General features: G+C 39.3%; 12 protein-coding genes. 10 read left to right on the top strand and 2 right to left on the bottom strand.

The genetic code is table 11. The features are described from left to right. Positions 1-78: 78 nt before the first annotated feature. The 3 genes from RS893_RS01840 to RS893_RS01830 all read left to right on the top strand — a co-directional run bounded on the left by RS893_RS01840 (position 79) and on the right by RS893_RS01830 (position 6,208). The gene (locus tag RS893_RS01840) at positions 79-1,077 is read left to right on the top strand and encodes a lysylphosphatidylglycerol synthase domain-containing protein (RefSeq protein ID WP_315789561.1); all 999 of its coding nucleotides are present in this window, start codon (positions 79-81) and stop codon (positions 1,075-1,077) included. A 337-nt stretch (positions 1,078-1,414) separates the two neighbouring features. Further along, positions 1,415-4,435, top strand: a complete 3,021-nt coding sequence (locus RS893_RS01835; RefSeq protein ID WP_315789560.1) for an alkaline phosphatase family protein — start codon at positions 1,415-1,417, stop codon at positions 4,433-4,435. 159 nt (positions 4,436-4,594) lie between these two features. Beyond that, entirely contained in the window at positions 4,595-6,208 is a 1,614-nt protein-coding gene (locus tag RS893_RS01830; RefSeq protein ID WP_315789559.1) for an iron uptake porin, read from the top strand. Positions 6,209-6,396: 188 nt separating this feature from the next. Here the strand turns inward: RS893_RS01830 and RS893_RS01825 are convergent, their stop codons facing one another. Continuing rightward, positions 6,397-7,968: an alkaline phosphatase D family protein gene (locus RS893_RS01825; protein ID WP_315789558.1), complete on the bottom strand. Its 1,572-nt coding sequence runs from the start codon at positions 7,966-7,968 to the stop codon at positions 6,397-6,399. Between the two features lie 88 nt (positions 7,969-8,056). Then, a complete protein-coding gene (locus RS893_RS01820) occupies positions 8,057-9,496 on the bottom strand; it encodes an alkaline phosphatase PhoX (protein WP_315789557.1) in 1,440 nt (479 codons plus the stop codon). Between the two features lie 682 nt (positions 9,497-10,178). Here RS893_RS01820 and RS893_RS01815 point away from each other — a divergent pair. The 7 genes from RS893_RS01815 to RS893_RS01785 all read left to right on the top strand — a co-directional run bounded on the left by RS893_RS01815 (position 10,179) and on the right by RS893_RS01785 (position 17,765). Beyond that, positions 10,179-10,805: a hypothetical protein gene (locus RS893_RS01815; RefSeq protein ID WP_315789556.1), complete on the top strand. Its 627-nt coding sequence runs from the start codon at positions 10,179-10,181 to the stop codon at positions 10,803-10,805. Positions 10,806-10,840: 35 nt separating this feature from the next. Then, positions 10,841-11,212 (top strand): hypothetical protein, encoded by a 372-nt coding sequence (locus RS893_RS01810; protein ID WP_315789555.1) that lies wholly within the window; start codon positions 10,841-10,843, stop codon positions 11,210-11,212. Then, positions 11,166-13,910: a hypothetical protein gene (locus RS893_RS01805; RefSeq protein WP_315789553.1), complete on the top strand. Its 2,745-nt coding sequence runs from the start codon at positions 11,166-11,168 to the stop codon at positions 13,908-13,910. Before RS893_RS01810 ends, RS893_RS01805 begins: the two co-directional genes overlap by 47 nt. A gap of 148 nt (positions 13,911-14,058) precedes the next feature. Further along, entirely contained in the window at positions 14,059-14,862 is an 804-nt protein-coding gene (locus tag RS893_RS01800) for a hypothetical protein (protein ID WP_315789552.1), read from the top strand. A 60-nt stretch (positions 14,863-14,922) separates the two neighbouring features. Further along, a complete protein-coding gene (locus tag RS893_RS01795) occupies positions 14,923-16,044 on the top strand; it encodes a hypothetical protein (protein WP_315789551.1) in 1,122 nt (373 codons plus the stop codon). Continuing rightward, positions 16,045-16,869, top strand: coding sequence for a hypothetical protein (locus RS893_RS01790; protein ID WP_315789550.1), 825 nt, complete (start codon positions 16,045-16,047; stop codon positions 16,867-16,869). Positions 16,870-17,087: 218 nt separating this feature from the next. Then, positions 17,088-17,765, top strand: coding sequence for a hypothetical protein (locus RS893_RS01785; RefSeq protein WP_315789549.1), 678 nt, complete (start codon positions 17,088-17,090; stop codon positions 17,763-17,765). Positions 17,766-17,768 lie beyond the last annotated feature (3 nt).

Raw genomic sequence — 17,768 nt, 5'->3', positions numbered from 1 at the left:
TTTGCGACTGGTTGTAAGGTAAAAGGCAGAAGATAGAAGCACTAATTTTCTTGTCTTTCTCCTCACTCTCTTTTACTTATGTCCAAAAAACCTAAACTCAACCTCAGTTCTCTATTTGGCTTGTTGCTGCTTGTGCTTTCTCTATGGGCTATTAGTAACGAACTGCGCGAGTATAACTACCATGATGTATTGAAGAATTTAGCAGCAATTCCAAAAAATCTCTTAGTTGTGAGTATCGGGTTGACGGCCCTTGGCTATTGTGCGATCGCATTCTACGATATTTTGGGGTTTAAATATATTGGCTTTTCCCTGAGTTGGAAAAAGATTGCATTGACTAACTTTATAAGTTCTGTATTTAGCAATACAATTGGCTTTGCCCTGCTAACTGGTAGTGCAATCCGTTATCGTTTTTACTCAACTTGGGGCATATCATCGTTAGCGATCGCCCAAATCATTGCTTTTGTCAATTTTACCTTCTGGTTGGGAATGTTTGCTTTAGCTGGGTTTATATTTCTTGCTAATCCTTTAACTATTCCCACTCAACTGCATTTACCTTTTGCTACCGTGCGTCCTATTGGTATCATTTTTCTGCTATTAATCATCACTTATTTATTAGGAAGTCTGTTTATTAAACAACCTTTAAGGATTCACTCTCATGAGTTTAAATTTCCTAGTTTTAAAATATCTCTTGCTCAAATAGTTGTTTCTAGTTGTGACTGGGTATTTGCAGCAGCTGTTCTTTATATTCTATTGCCTGCAAATACATCTTTGTCCTATCTTGACTTTTTGGGAATCTATTTACTGGCGATGTTTGCTGGTGTTATCAGCAATGTTCCTGGAGGATTAGGAGTATTTGAAACTGTAATTTTACTGATTCTTTCTTCTCGAGTTTCGGCGGCGGCAATTTTGGGGTCATTACTGGCATATAGGGGGGTTTACTACTTTTTACCTTTTATCGTTGCAGCAGCTTTATTAGGACTATACGAACTACCTCTATTAAGATGGAGTACCTTTAGGAGGTTCTTCCACCACATGATTATAAAAATAAGGATTAGACCAAATTCCAAGAGAAAGTGAGGTTAATAAAAATAGCGATCGCCCACACTTATGTAACGCTTAAAAATGAACAAAATCAATGTAAATAAATACAAAAATTTGTAGCTTTTTTAGTAATTTATTGACTCATTCAGCAACTAAATAACAATATTTAGAATCTAAATTCATAAAATTTATAATTTATTAATTTATAACTTTTTTTATAACTAAAACATAACCGAACAATATCTATGGTTTAACCATTAGCTGTAAATATCTATATCTATAGATTCTGATTTGGAAAGAGATTTCCGTTTGTACTGGTGAGCGATCACCTACGATGACTATTGCGATAATATTTAAAGTATAATTAAACACAATGAAAGTTAGCAAAAATCAAGAATATCTACTAGGTCTGATACTAGCAACAGCCTTGAGTGCAAATATACAATCAGCTAGTGCTAGGACTACCAATCCAGTTGGTAACTTAAAAGATGGTGCAGCTTTATTACCTACAGGCCAGATCATCACACCCGCAGCAGCACCAGGTTCAACTTTTGCTCCTTTAGGCACAGAATTACGTGCAGATGATAATGCTGATGCTGCTGAAGCTGTAACCACTGCCCTCAGTCCTGATGGTAAAACTCTACTGATACTGACAAGTGGTTACAATCAAAATTTCAAGAATGAAAAAACAGGTGATACTTTTACTTATCCTGTGCTAGACCCCTTAACAGGGAAACCAACTGCTGTCAAAACACCAAAGGCAGAATGGGTGTTTGTCTATGACGTCAGTAGTGGTAGCTTAATAAAAAGACAGCAACTCAATATTCCCAATACATACAATGGTTTAGCTTGGGCCCCAGACGGTAAACGCTTCTACGTATCAGGTGGAATAGACGATCGCATCTATGTTTATGCGTTCAATGGTAAAGAATACGCACCAGATGCTCCTTTTATTTTACTGGGTCATAATTCTAACCAAAATGATCCTTTTCCTAAATACGATGGTGGTCTGTTAAAAGATACACCAGCAAAATCCATAGCGACAGGAGCAGTTGTAGCTGGTATTGCTGTTAGTAAAGACGGTAAAACTTTAGTAGCTGCTAATTTCGAGAACGACTCAATCTCAATTATTGAGACTACTACTCGTCAGGTAAGTCAGGAAATTAAGTTTTTTGTGCCTGGTAGTAAAGAAGCTACAGGGGAATTTCCTTTTGATGTAGCTCTTCAGAATACGAAAAGTGGTGCAGTTGCTAAGGTATTCGTCACCAGCCAACGCGATAATGAAGTACTTGCTGTTGATATTGCTTCTGGGACAATTACCCGTATCCCTGTAGGTGATCAGCCTAATAAAATGCAGCTTTCGCCTGACCAAAGTCGCCTGTACGTAGCTAACGGCAACAGTGATTCGATTTCTGTCATCAATACCAGTAACAATAAAGTTATTAAGAATATCTCCCTATCTCGTGCTGGTGACAAATACAAAGGTGCAAATCCTAACTCCCTAGCCCTCAGTCGAGATGGAAATAGGCTTTATGTTACCTTAGGTGGAGAAAATGCTGTTGCTGTCGTAGAATTGCGAAATGGTCGGGTGATTGGACGCATTCCCACTGGCTGGTATCCTAACTCTGTGAGCGTCAGTCAAGATAGTGGCAAACTTTATATTGTCAATGCTAAGAGTAGTAGTGGCCCTAACCCTTCAAATAGCCGGACAACACCAGCAGGACAAGCACGTAATACCACCTTTAGAAATGAGTATAATTGGGCCTTGGAAAAAGCTGGTATTTCAGTGATTCCAATTCCTCATCGGGCAATTTTAGCTACTCTTTCGGTACAGGTATACAAAAACAACGGTTTTAACAATCGTCGGTCAGACCCGATGATGAACTTTCTTCAGAATAAGATCAAGCACGTCATTTATATAGTTAAAGAAAATCGTACCTACGACCAAGTACTTGGTGACTTACCAATTGGTAATGGTGATCCAGAACTTACCCTATTTCCACAACGTATTTCGCCCAATCATCACAAACTTGCTCTTGAGTTTGTTACCTTTGATAATTTTTATGACAGTGGTGAATCTAGTGGTGTTGGTTGGAACTGGTCTACCTACGCTCGTACAACAGACTATACTGAAAAAACCCAGTCAGTTCTCTACGGTAACGCTGGATTTAATGGTTTAACTTACGATTACGAAGGAACTAATCGTAATACCATCCTTAACTTAGAGCAGACTTCACCTCAACCATCACCAGTAACTACCCGCGTTACCGGAGTGATAGATCCGTCTGGTAGTTCTTCCATCTTGCCTGGAAACACAGATGTAAATGCTCCAGAAGGCGATGGTGAACTAGAATCTAATGCTATTGGTGGTTACCTTTGGGATGCTGCATTACGTGCTGGGAAGAAGGTACGCAATTATGGTTTCTTTGTTGATAGTATCTACTACAACACTGACCAAACCGATCCTACAAAACCCATTGCTAACCCCGATCCTAACCAACCACCTTACATTCCCATCTCAGCAAAACCTGCTGCTGATAAAATTCCCCAAGCTCCAGTTGGCAAGGCTGTATTGCAAGATAAAACTGATATTTATTATCGGGGATATGATCAAAAGAACTCTGACATCTATCTATATAACGAATGGGCAAGGGATGTTGAAGAGCATGGTTTACCAGACTTGATGCTAGTGCGTCTGCCTCATGACCACTTTGGTGAGTTTGATAAGGCAGTAGCGGGACTAAATACTCCAGAACTGCAAATGGCAGATAATGACTATGCAGTAGGCTTGCTAGTAGAAAAAATTTCCCGTATGCCAGAGTGGAAAGAAACAGCCATCTTTGTGATTGAAGATGACTCCCAAAATGGTCCTGATCACGTTGATTCTCACCGCTCTCTAGCCTACATTATCTCACCCTACACCAAGCGGGGTGCGCTCGTTAGCACTAATTACAACACCGTTAGCATGTTGCGGACAATGGAGGACTTGTTAGGTATTGGTTATCTTGGTATGAATGATGCCAATGCGGAACCGATGTCAGATGCCTTCACCAAAAATCCCAATTTTGCTCCTTATGTAGCGGTTGTGCCAGGTAACTTATGTGCTGATCCTGTAGACCCAAACTTAGTACCAGCTTGTAAAGATCCAAATGCACAGAAGACAGCAGCCATGCCTATTCTTCGTGATCGAAAGTGGTGGGCCCAGAAAACTAAAGACTTCAATTTTAGAGTTGAAGACAAGCTAGATCCGGAAGAGTTCAACGAAATTCTCTGGACAGGAATTAAGGGAGATGATGTTCCCTATCCAGAGGAACGCAGTCGTGCAAACTTGCGGACAAACCGTGCTCAACTTTTGAAGCGCTGGCAATTAAGTGAAAGTGAAAATCACAAGTAAGTCTTCTGAAAACAAGTAAGAAGGATGAATTTTTCATCCTTCTTTTTTGTAAATGCTGATATAGCTTCAGGTTGTAAAAGTGTGAGGAGATCAAGTTAATAAATGAAAATTAATGTGAGGATATTTATACTCGCTAGCTCTGCTATTGGTATAGTCTTAATGACTGCAAATACAGCTTTTGCAGCAGCTCAGCAAGTAAAAATAAATAACCAAAGAGAAGAAATTCAGAAAAAAGACTTCCCTTTAGTTTCTAATCAAAAATTAGAAATCACGAATAATTTTGAAAATAGTGGCAATCACCCGATGGCTCAGGTGACATCAGTTTCTCAGTTTTCTGATGTCCAACCGACAGACTGGGCATTTGGCGCATTGCAATCTTTGGTAGAACGCTACAGCTGTATTGCTGGCTATCCTAATGGAACTTATCGCGGTAATCATACGTTGACACGTTATGAATTTGCTGCTGGTTTAAATGCTTGTCTTGATCGAATCAATGAATTGATTGCTACTAATACGGAAAGTTTAATAACCAAAGAAGATTTAGCAACCCTACAAAAGTTACAGGAAGAATTTGCTGCGGAACTGTCAACTCTGCGGGGTCGTGTGGATACAGTGGAAGCACACACTGCTGAATTGGAAGCGAATCAATTTTCTACCACAACCAAACTGCAAGGACAAGTTGTTGTTGCTTTAACTGATGTTTTGGCAGGGAATAAAATAAATGGGGAAGAAATTGAAGATAAAAATACAGCTTTAGGAGCGCGATCGCGTTTAGAATTTGTAACTAGCTTTTCTGGTAAAGACACACTCTTCACAAGAATTCAAGCTTCTAATATCAAAGATTCGGAACTTGGCACACCAGAAGGAAAATTCTTTTTTACAGAAGGAGAAGAAGAAGGTACAAATGATGCCTTACTTGATTCCTTGTGGTACAAATTTCCTTTAGGAGAAAATACTTCTGTGATCGCTATTGCCAATGAGGGTGATGCAGAAGATATTACCGAGACCATTAACCTTTTTGATGGAGATGGTGCATTTGGTGCTTTGTCAAGGTTTGGCACTCGCAACCCAATTTATTATCAGGTAAATGGGGCAGGAGTGGGAATCTCCCATAAATTCACTGAAGCTTTGGAACTGAGTCTAGGCTATTTAGCAGAAGATGCTAATGATCCAGAATCAGGAGATGGTTTGTTTAACGGGCCTTATGGTTTGCTAGCGCAGCTAACAATTGAACCAAGCGAAAACTTGGAAATTGGCTTGACGTATATCAATTCTTACAAAAGAACAACAGATACGGGGAGTAATGCAGCTAATTTGAATGTGGAATCTCCTTCAGGAGTGAACTTTACTGAGGTACCATTCTCTAGCAATTCCTATGGTGTAGAAGCATCCTTCCGTGTTGCTCCCAAAATTACCTTGGGTGGTTGGGTTGGCTATACTAGCAATCGTACCTTATCTACATTGGGAGGTAGAGTTGACCGGGGAGATTTCCAAACCTGGAATTATGCTGTTACTCTCGGAATTTCCGACTTAGGCAAGCAAGGAAACTTGATAGGATTGATTTTTGGTATGGAGCCGAAAGTCACTAGTTCCAGCATCAGTGAATTGCCTGAAGACCAAGATACTTCCTATCACATTGAAGGTTTTTATCAGTATCAATTGACAAATAATATCACGATTACACCAGGCATAATCTGGCTAACAGCACCTGATCATAACTCTAATAACAACGATATAGTAATTGGTGCTGTGAGAACCACCTTAAGTTTCTAAATAATTTCAGCTAACCTTATAAGGTCGCATCATAATGATGATGCGATCGCCACCTATTCAGAACGTGTATCCCAACAGAAAAACTGAGAAAATCGATAGATTCTCTCAGTAACGAGGTAGAGGCTTTTGAGTAAGGTAGAGTCTAATTTGTTGGAAATCCCAATTGTGATACCAAATTTCCTTTGTGATTAACTCTGGGGATTTAGTAATTTTTCGTACAAAACCTTACCTGTAATATCGTGAATACGTACTAGTAATTGACCTTGAGAATTCACCTCTGCCAAGCCAAAGGAATGCAGGTTTGGCGGTGGTAAATTTTGGGGAAGTTGAGATGTTGCGGTTTGCGGCGCTCTTACGTATTCATACTTGGGACCAAAACTAGGATCGAGTTCATTTTGACCAAAAGCACCTGCGTGGATTGGACCAACTACAAACTCCCAGAAAGGATTAAAGTCTTTAAATACAGCCCGTTCTGGTTCATAGGAAATAGCTGCTGCATAGTGTACATCTGCCGTAATCACAACGACATTTTTGATCCCTTCATTTTTGATAAATTGCAGCAATTGACTAAGTTGGACTTCCCGACCTAAAACTTCTGGTGAACCTTGACCCCAAGCATCGCGATCGCTCGTTGAGCCTGTGACAATAGAAAAAGGATCATCTGATGAAATGACTTTCCAAGTTGCTTGGGAAGCCTTTAAACTTTTTTTCAGCCATTCAAATTGTTCTTGTCCCAGCATCTCTATGCCATTGGGATTACTGTTCTCAGTGTTGGGTCCTCTATAAGACCGCTCATCTAACAAAAACAGTTCGAGATGCTTACCATATCTATACTTGCGGTAAATCTTGTCACCACGAATCGGACTATATTCAAACAATGCTTGCTTGGCCCTTTCTGCGAGAACATCAGCAGATAGTCCATTGTAAGGTGCTTCTGTTAAAATCTCGCCCGGATACCAGTTATTGACAGCTTCGTGGTCATCCCACTGGATATAAATAGGAGTTTGTGCCAAAAAGCGTCGTAATTTATCGTCCTCTAGGTTATATTTCCAGTTTTCTCGAAATTCTGCCAAAGAGACTGCTTGAAAATCTTTTGGAGGATTATTCACCCAAGTACCGCCCCCAACTTCCACAGGGATGCCTTTTTGGCTGGGAATCTCGTTATCAGCGTAGATGTTGTCACCAAGGAACACGGCAAAGTCTAGCTCAAACCTACGCATCACCTCAAAGGCGACATATCCTCCCTTGATGACATCACCTTCAGTAGTAGTAATTTCTAAGTCGGGGTTACGGCCCCAGCCTTGACCAGCTAAATCTGCTAGCCAGACAAACCGGACTGGACGCGTTTGCACGGGAGTAGGTGCGGTGCGAAAAACGCCAACTCCACCTTGTCGGGCTTTGTTCTGACTATCTTCCCAAAGCACCCGGTAGTAGTAAGTTTGGTTAGGACGTAATCGGGAAATGTCAACTTTGCCAGTATAGTCAGTGTTCTGGCTTACTTGTGGGCCTTTCACAGTCTGCACTAATTTTCGGAACCTACGCAATGTAGTTATTTCCACCACAAGACGAGCATTAGTTTCAGCATTGTTACGCGCCCAGATGATCGCACTGGTGTCAGTTACATCTCCTGATTGTACTGTGTCGCCTTCCTCAGTAGTAAATTTTGCCAGAGCTGGTTTAAGCCATTTAGACCCTATAACGAGACTGGCAGTGATCGTACTGAAAGCTAAAAATAAACGTCGACTGAGGCGAGTTTTCATATTTTTAATCAGTAGCTAAGTATGCGATCGCCCAAACTTTGAAAAGGAAGAAACAGTTTACAGATGCACCCAAAACCGTATGAAGAATTTAGCTTTTACCTAGCCAAGGTCCCCAAATACAATACGTAATGCCAGGATTTTGCATGTTGACAAACAATGTCTGACCATCTGGAGAAAAACAGGCCCCAGCAAATTCGCTTTCGTTGTAGGCATTACGTGCAAACTGATAAAGTTCTCCCTTGGTGTCCACACCAACAACAAATTGTTCACCACCGCCATCTTCGCAAAGGAAAAGGTCTCCGAAGGGAGCTACAGTAATGTTGTCAGGCTCATCAAGTAATTCTCCACTCGGTGCAGCTTCGACTAGCAATGTAACTGTTTCTGCTTTCGGGTCATAAACCCAAACCTGACCGTTACCTACCGTACTATCTACAGCAGGAGGGCCACCTTGAGTAGCAACAAAATAAATTAAACCCTTAGCATACCAGGCTCCCTCACCACGGTAGAAAATTGCCGCGCCTTTAGATTGGGCTTCGTAGCGGACTCCTAATCCCTGGGCTTTGTCCTCGACGTCTGGATCAGGATTCTCAATGGGAACCCACTCTACTTTTAGTGGTACACCAACAGGAACCAACCCAATAGTACCGGCACTATTAGGATTATTTGTCGTGTTGAGGGTAGGCTTGTCTACAACTTTTAGGGCATAAAGCTTGCCACCTTGGACTAACTGTCCAGGTGCATTTGGCTTACCTACAGCAGGAACGAAACGATAAAAACAACTATCTCCACGGTCTTCTGTTTCGTAAATATACCCAGTTGCTGGATCTACAGCCACAGCTTCATGACTAAAGCGTCCCATAGCTTTCAGAGGTATGGGGTCTGCCAAACCAATTTCTGCATTAGCGGGAACTTCAAAGTTGTAACCATGCCGTACAACACCCACATCACCTTTGTTGAAGGTTTCTTCACAACTGATCCAGGTTCCCCAAGGTGTTGGGCCTCCAGCACAGTTACGAATTGTGCCAGCCAAAGAAGCATAATCTCTGACCAATCGCCGGGCTGGCCCAACTACCAAGGTAGTAGTACCACCTGCATTAATTTGGTCATATTTCTTCTCAGATGGTGCAATCACTCCACTGGTATTACCAAACTTATCCTCATCTGGACTTAGTTCGTGGTTCCGAACCAGGATAGTAGTTCCTCTGGGGCCAACAAAAGTTGCCATGCCATCATGGTCTCCTGGAACAGGATTACCATCGCTCATGGTTTGACCAACAATTGAGATCGCAGTGTAATTAAACCCTGGAGGGAGTTCCAACAGTGGAATCCGACTGAGATCACCGATGACGGTACTGGTTAATTCTCTGTAGTTTACAGGCAGCTTGGGTTTAAGCGTACCATAACCGATACCAGTTCTTGCTTGACCACGGGCAACTCTGGCATAGAAAGCTTCTAGGGGAGAAACCACTGTCACACCAGCAGCAGTTACACCAGCCAGAGATAGAAACCTACGTCGTGAAAAAGACACTTGCTCTGAATCCTTGTGATTTCACTCTTTTGAGGTGAAATCTATCAATCCCTGGTTAAATTCAAGTGAAGCGATAGTTAAATAACCCACTATTTTTACATTGCGAGAATTTACATAGTTTAAAAAAAAATTAATAAGCGACAATATGAATGAAGACCCCACGCTCTTTAGCTTCATGAATGCAACCTAATTCTCTGTAAACGATAAAATACTTAGCTGATACCCTAGTTTTGGATAGTCAAGCATGGTATACAGCAAAAGGGAAAAAGAAAAACTCTTTCCTTGAATTTCTTTCCCTATCCTTTTTCCAACTTCTATATGAAGTCTGTTAAACTTCTCAAATGCTAAGTTCCAGCTATGAGTATTGCTAAATTATTCGTGAAAGACAAGATCCCCGACATCTCAAAGAAGTTGGGGATTTGGGCTTTGCAATGATCACAAATCATATAGGATTGCTATATTAATTGCTGAAGTAGAAAACTATTTTGTGGAACCCTGATAGTTCTGAGTCTGTTTGCAAAAATCAATTAACAAAAATTGTGTTTATTTACTATAAATTGAAATTGCGTGTATAATAATTTACATTATTTTAATAATTTAGTTTAAGTTAAACGTTTATTCATGTTAAATTGTGATACCGAAGCCAACAAGTTGTTGTAATGCACAAAAAGGAAATTTACAGATGTTTAGGCAAATTTCTCATCAGAGAAAATTTTTGAAAGCTTTTGATCAAAGGGTAATAAATATACTCTATAAATTGGGTACTATTTTGGAAATATGGCGGATGAGATTGTTAGAGTCTATCCCCTTTTTAATTGCTTGTGCTGTATTTTTAAGTGTAATAAGTCTGAAAAGCCCTATTCTGCTTTTTTGTTTAGTTTTTGGTAGTTTAATCGCAGTTGTCATGCATACAATAGGACAACAAGTCAATCTACCAAAACGATATATTATCTCGTTACAAATGTTAGGGGTAGCTATTATTTTCAGTGCATTTTGGTTAGACTATTTTGCAGACCCAGCACAAGCGCAGTTTTTTAAAAAAGCTGAAGATTTTTTCAAAAATACCCTAACCCAAGGTGCGACGACAGGCAGCAATACTCAAGCAGCAGTTGGTCTAGTATTTAATGTACTACGCGCTCTTTACTTACTATATATAGCTGTTTCTCTAATTGGTGTGATTAATGCAGTTCGGAAAGATGAAGACTGGCAAAGTGTTGCTAGAACTCCCTTATTAGTTGTTGTTGCGGTCACTATTGCTGATGTACTTACTGGCTTCGTTATTGGTGATTCAAACAGTAATAATCAATAAATTATGAAAATATGAATCAAATCTAGAAATTCGCCATGTCTCAAGAATCAGATAAAGAATTTCGACCAGTAAATCAAATTTTAGGGACTCAACCTTCACTAGGTCCAATTCCTGCTGATCAAGTCTTGCCTTGGACAGTAATAGCCTTAACTTCCTACTTTATCATCAATGGAATTTTTGGCGGCATCTTTAGAGATGAGTTTCAAAAATGGTTGTGGACGTTGCTTATTACTGCTTGGGGAATGGCGACTTGGTGGATCTTAACTGGTGGTAGGAGTTGGCGCTTTTTAAGTAAATTTATTGGGGTTCCCACTTGGACTAGAGGCTTTGCTCGTTATCAAAGCTTACTGGAAATTAACCATGAAGCAAAAAATCGGAAAACAAAGCGTCGGCGGCGCCGGAAGTGAAACACGATTCACACCCTTTGAAGACGCTTTACATCTAGCAACAATGCTGCGTATATCGCTTGAGGGACGCGATATCGGTGCTTATACTTTGACAAAAGGAAACCAAAAAGATAGGTTTTGTTTCGTTTTTGGTTTTGACTGTCAAGGAATTCATACGACGTTAAGACCAGAACAAATCAATACAATTCTGAATAATATTGAAGCTGGCTTAAAAGATATTCCTGAAGGTGAAAGAATGACTTTACACTTAGGGTCTTTTAGTTCAGATAAACAGCGACAAAAAGAGTTAGCATCTCTTGTTAAAAAATCTCCATCGCCAGATATTAAATATTTATTGCTTTCCGAAAGAGCAAGGGTTCAAGAATTAACTCGTTCCGGTATCCGTAAACCAAAGTTTTTGCGAATTTATGTAACCTATACAATTGAACCAGATGCTGCCAATACAGATGATTGGATAGAAAAATTATTAGCTAAAGGTGAAACTTGGTGGTTGAAATTTAAAGGTGATTTAGCAGAAGTAGAAAACCAACGCATTGAAACGATTATTACTAACGCTTATAAAAATGGTTTTTGTCGTTGGGAACAACTTTTATCGAACAAAATGGGGTTAGAGATCAAACCTCTAAATACAGAAGAATTATGGGGAGAGATTTGGAGAAGATTTAATGATACCCAACCAATAGATGTTCCCCAATTGTTGACTTTAGATGAAAATGGTCTACATGAACAAGCTAACTCAGACTTAGCTAGTACTAGATTACTAATTGAGAATATACACAGTACGACTTTGCTAATTGAGTCTGATGTACCTAGTGCCGATCGCCGTTGGGTTCATGTTAACAATCACTATATTGGTGTCATGACTTTTCTCGAAAAACCTGGTGGTTGGCCGAGTAAAACTGCTCAATTACGTTATCTTTGGGAATTTTTAGCGAGAGAAAATGTCATAGACACAGAAATTTTTTGTCAGTTGAGTGCAGCGAATCCAGCAATAGTCAAAACTACACTGCAACGGGTACTAAAGCAGTCAAATATGACGGCTTTGTTAGCACAGGAAAAAAGTAGAACTATCGATGTCAACGCTCAATTAAAGTTAAGAAAATCCGTAGCAGCACAAGAGCAATTATACGAGGGAGCAGTACCGATTTATGCAGGTATAGCTATTTTAGTGCATCGTCCGAGTGTAGAGAGATTGGATGAAGCTACAAGATATATCGAAAACTGTTTTCAACGTCCAGCAAGGGTAATTAGAGAAACAGAATATGCTTGGAAAATCTGGTTGCAGACTCTGCCGATTGTGTGGGAGACTCTACTCGCTAGACCTTTTAATCGACGTCAGTTGTATTTAACAAGTGAAGTCCCAGGATTAATGCCTTTGGTGCTAACTAAAGCAGGCGATCGCGAAGGTTTTGAATTAATTGCCGAAGAAGGTGGAACACCAGTTCATTTAGATTTATTCAACCAACATAAAAACTTAGCACTATTTGCTACCACTCGTGCTGGTAAATCAGTATTGGTTTCAGGGATTTTAACACAGGCTTTAGCTCATAAAATTCCTGTAGTAGCATTAGATTTTCCCAAACCCGATGGTACGTCTACCTTCACCGACTACACATATTTTATGGAGGGAAAGGGAGCGTATTTTGATATTTCCAAACAATCAAATAACTTATTTGAACAGCCGGATCTGCGCTTGTTGAATCCAGAAGAACAACGCGATCGCATGTTAGATTATGTCGCTTTCCTCGAATCCGCTTTGATGACAATGGTTTTGGGATCATCTAGCGAGAATCAGCTACTATCGCAAACAGTGCGATCACTCTTAAACCTAGCATTAGGAGCCTTCTTTACTAATGAAAGTATTAAAGCACGATATCAAGAAGCGATCGCAGGTGGATTTGGCAGTTTAGCTTGGCAGAAAACCCCAACATTAAGAGATTTTCTCTATTTTTGTTCGCCAGAACATTTGCAACTAGAATCGATCGCAGGTAGAGTTGAAGACGCCTTAAATCAAATTCAGCTGCGCCTGCGATTTTGGCTTTCTAGTCGCGTAGGTAAAGCAATTTCCGCACCTTCTAGTTTTCCTACCGATGCCCAACTTTTAGTTTTCGCCTTGCGGAACCTTGCAGATAATGAAGATGCAGCAGTGCTATCTTTAAGTGCTTATTCCGCAGCATTACGCCGCGCCTTAAGTAGTCCTGCTTCCATATTCTTCATCGATGAAGCACCAATTCTTTTTGAATTCGACCAAATTTCTGATTTAGTAGGAAGAATTTGTGCCAACGGTGCCAAAGCTGGTATTAGAGTCATCCTCTCAGCCCAAGACCCTGATACAATTGCCAAATCTAAAGCATCATCCAAAATTTTACAAAACCTAACTACACGATTAATAGGTCGAATTCAGCCAGTCGCTGTTGATAGTTTTACCAACATTCTCAAATATCCTCGCGAAATAATTGCCCGCAACGCAACTGAAAGCTTTTTCCCTCGTAAAGAAGGAATTTATAGCCAATGGTTATTAGATGATAACGGGATTTATACCTTCTGCCGCTATTACCCAGGTTACGAACAATTAGCAGTAGTAGCTAACAATCCCCAAGAACAAACTGCACGTCAAAAAGCCATGCAGACCCACAAAGATAAATATGAAGCGGTTTCTGTATTTGCACGTCAATTAGTAGCATTACTACGAGGTTAACTGGACTTATTTGTAGTAAAAGCTAAACCCCTGACTACAAACCTAAACGCAAACAGACAATCCATCTGTGTCCATCGGTGTGCATCTGTGTTCGTATTAAAAAAAATCTACTTCACCCAATAAAAAACCTAAATTATCCAAAGTAATTATGAAAAAAATAATCTTGCTTGCAATACCTCTTTCATTCTTAACAATCCTACCAGCAATGGCAGACCTTGGTCAAGTTTGGACAGACTTTCAATCTTATGCAACTGATTTACAAAACTACCTGAGAAATAACCTTACAGAAACACTACAACCAATAGAATCAGAAGCTCAAATTGCTATTGATAGTTCCACCGGAGAATTAAACATACCCAACCCCAACGCAGCGGTCGAAATCATTCGTGATGGGACAATTTGGTACTACACTTCCGCAGATAAATTTGATAATAATTCGACGGTGAGAGCAAATTTAGTTAGCAATGAACTTAATCGCTTAATTACCCGTGGTGCAGCATCTGGGCTACTTGGTACAAATGGACAACTGAGGTTAAAAACAAAACTAGAATCAACCGAACAAACAATCCAAACAATTGCAGGTTTTAACGAGGAAAATGAAAAACTTCAAGAAGATATAAATAATCAACTTGAAAGTTTTAAAAATGCAATACCTGATCCTGTTCAAAACGCATTAGCTAATATCACTTCACTTTTGGGTATTGGTCAACTGAACTTTTTACTACAAAATAATAAAATGCAAGAGGAAGAAGTCAAAATAACAGGCGAACATTTAGCGCAAACAATGCAAACAAATCAATTTTTACAATACTCCAATTTAAATTTAGCAAATATTTCCCAACAAGTAGAAGAAAATAACCGCGCGCGGAGAGTAGATAATGCTACTGAAGCATCTAGATTATTAAGAAATTCTTCACAAGTAGATTTATTTGGTAGGCAGTTTGAGCAATAACTAAAAACAGAATTTTGTCAAAGCTTAATCTCACCTGTGAGATAAATTAAAAGTAAAAAAATGAAAATTATTTTTTCCCACCTTCATTTTTCATCCTACTCTACGAGAAGCCGCTTACACGTCTACATCTTTCATCCTTCAAAAATTTTTGCCCAATCTAATATCCCTGATATTCCCGATATTCTCAGCAGTGGCTTCACAACTGCCAAAAGTATTTCAGAAAGTTGGGAAAATCAATGGCTAGACTTATTACAAAATAATACTAGCGAGAATTTATATGGAGCATTAACAAATCTAGGCGTATTTTTCGCAGTCGGCACGCTATTGTTTTTCATGATACAATGGCTCAGAGATGTTATCTATAGTGAATATTCCCGTCCAATTTCTGCTTTGATTTGGCCTTTTGTAGTGGTAATACTATTAACCAATACAGGAAGCGGTAGTGTATTATCTAATCTCACACTGGGAATTAGAAATTTCATCAACACAGTAAATCAGCAAGTAATCACCACAGCAGATGTTAATAGAAATTATCAGCAAGCATTAAGTATGGGTGTTGCTGAGGAAGTAGCTGGATCTGTGCTGCGTCCTTGCCAGTCATTAACAGGCGAACAACAAAATCAATGTTTTCAAAGAGCCAGAGAAAAAATAGAGATTCTCTGGCAAACTTATAGAGACTTATATGGTGATAAAGTTTGGATTAATCGCCTAGAAAGTAAGATTAATCAGATCGCATTTAGCACAAATAGCGTACCAGAAAATACATTTAATTCTTTCTTAGGTTCCACAGTCCAGACTAGTATTAAAAATTTTCTCATTTCCTTACAATACGCATTTCAAAATTTAATCGAAGCTACGATGTTGTTAGTAGCGACTTTAGGACCATTAGCTGTGGGGGGTTCTTTGTTACCTGTAGCTGGTAAGCCGATTTTTGCTTGGATGACAGGATTTTTATCGTTAGGAATTGCCAAAATTTCTTTCACAATTATTGCCATATTAACCGCCACGGTAATTGTCAATGGCCCTGGTGAAGATGCTAGTGCTGACCCCGATTTAATGTGGTTTATGATTTTTTTGGGAGTCTTAGCACCGATAGTATCTTTGCTTTTAGCTGGTGCAGGAGGATTTGCAGTATTCAATGCAATTAGTAATACAGCGACGTGGGCAAAAGAGAGGGTATAAATGGTACGCCTATTAGAGAAAAAACAAAGAACAGTAAATCTTTTAACGACATTTGCGATCGCAACTTTAGGTTTGCAGATATTAGCCCTATTTTTATTGACATTACAAGGTTTAAAAATTCGTCAACTTAGTCTTAGAAAACCCGCTGCTTTTATACAATTAATAGCTGGTCAACCGATAACAGTTACTGATGACTTGGCAAGAGATCCTGAGGTAATTCGCCAATTTGTCAGTAAAAGCATGACCTCAATGTTTAACTGGTCTGGTAAACTACCAGCACAAAATGTTGAAGAAGTATCAAAACCCAAACCAGATTTAGGCATACTTATTCCCACATCCCAAGGAATTAGCAAAAAAGTTACCACTAGCAGTTGGATTGCTAGCTTTGCTATATCAGAAGACTTTCGCAAAGGTTTTTTGCGTGAAATAGCAGCGATGACACCGCCAGAAGTTTTCACTAATAATTCCAGTCAAGCAATAACCGCACAAATAGCTATTAAGCGGGTTTACCCTCCGCAAAAAATTTCACCAGGTAAATGGCGAGTGGGTTTAGTAGCTGATTTGATTCAGACAAAAAAATCAGATGGAAGAAAAATTATTACTCCCTTTAATAAAGATTTATTGGTGCGGGCTGTCGATTATTTTCCTTATCCGTTAGATGATACTACTAGTGTTCTGCAAAAGGCAATTTATGGTATCCGTTCGGAGAAGTTAGAAATTTATGAAATTCGGAATTTGTGTTTGTTGGATCAGTATAACAATTTAAGTCAGGAGCAGTTACAGCAATGTGGAATTCAAAATCCGTCTGATAGTTTTGTGAGGTAAGTCAGCACAAATAAAGCTAACTAGTTGGGGCTGTCATTTGTCATTCGTCATTGGTGAGGGTTTGGTACATGTTTACTTTTCGTAACTCGCGTTATGTTTATTCCTACCGACTTACTTAGATAATTGGCAATTATGTCTTTAAAACCTGTGCCAGATCACAAAAAATATCTTGTCTTCCTTCTGCCCTCTGCCTTTCTTCAGTATAGAGTTAATTATCAATGCAGTTACTTAAACAAGAAAATAAAAAGAAAAGTAGTATCTTGCCATTGTTTGCTGTTGTAACCTTTGGTTTAAATATTTTCACATTATTAATACTGATGTTCCACGGTTCCATGTTGCAGCAGCTAAGTAAGCAATTAACACCCCGCAGTTTAGTGCAACTTGCTGATGGTAGTGCTATTACGGTAGATCCGACGCAAAATTTAGAACGGTATCCAGATACTATCCGGCGCTTTGTAGGTGAAACAATAACCTTGATGTTAACCTGGTCTCAGGAGCAGCCACCAGAAACAATATGGGCAATTAGTTCGGAACTGTTAACTAGTGATGTAAAACAAAAATTTCAATCAGAAATTATTAATGCGAATACAGCTAATCAATTTGAAAACCGAGGTGCTGAAAGTGTTTTTGTCATCCAAAGAATTTCCCAACCAGTAAAAATTGCTGATGGGAAATGGAAAGTGGAGTTACAAGGTCATCAATTAATATTTAGCAATTCTGACAGGTTAGGCAGAGCGATCGCCTTTAATAAACAAATCTTAATCCAAGCAATAGATAATCAAAAAATCACATTACCTGATGTACCACTTTCTTGGCATTTAGCAGCTTACCGCCTCGGTGAAGCCAGACTAGAAATTTACAATATATGTGAAATCAAAGATAACAAATGTTCCTGATTA

The organism is Fischerella sp. JS2 (assembly GCF_032393985.1).
Classification (GTDB): domain Bacteria; phylum Cyanobacteriota; class Cyanobacteriia; order Cyanobacteriales; family Nostocaceae; genus Fischerella.
Note: the sequence above shows the minus strand (reverse complement) of the source record. Positions and strands in the feature narration are given on the sequence as shown.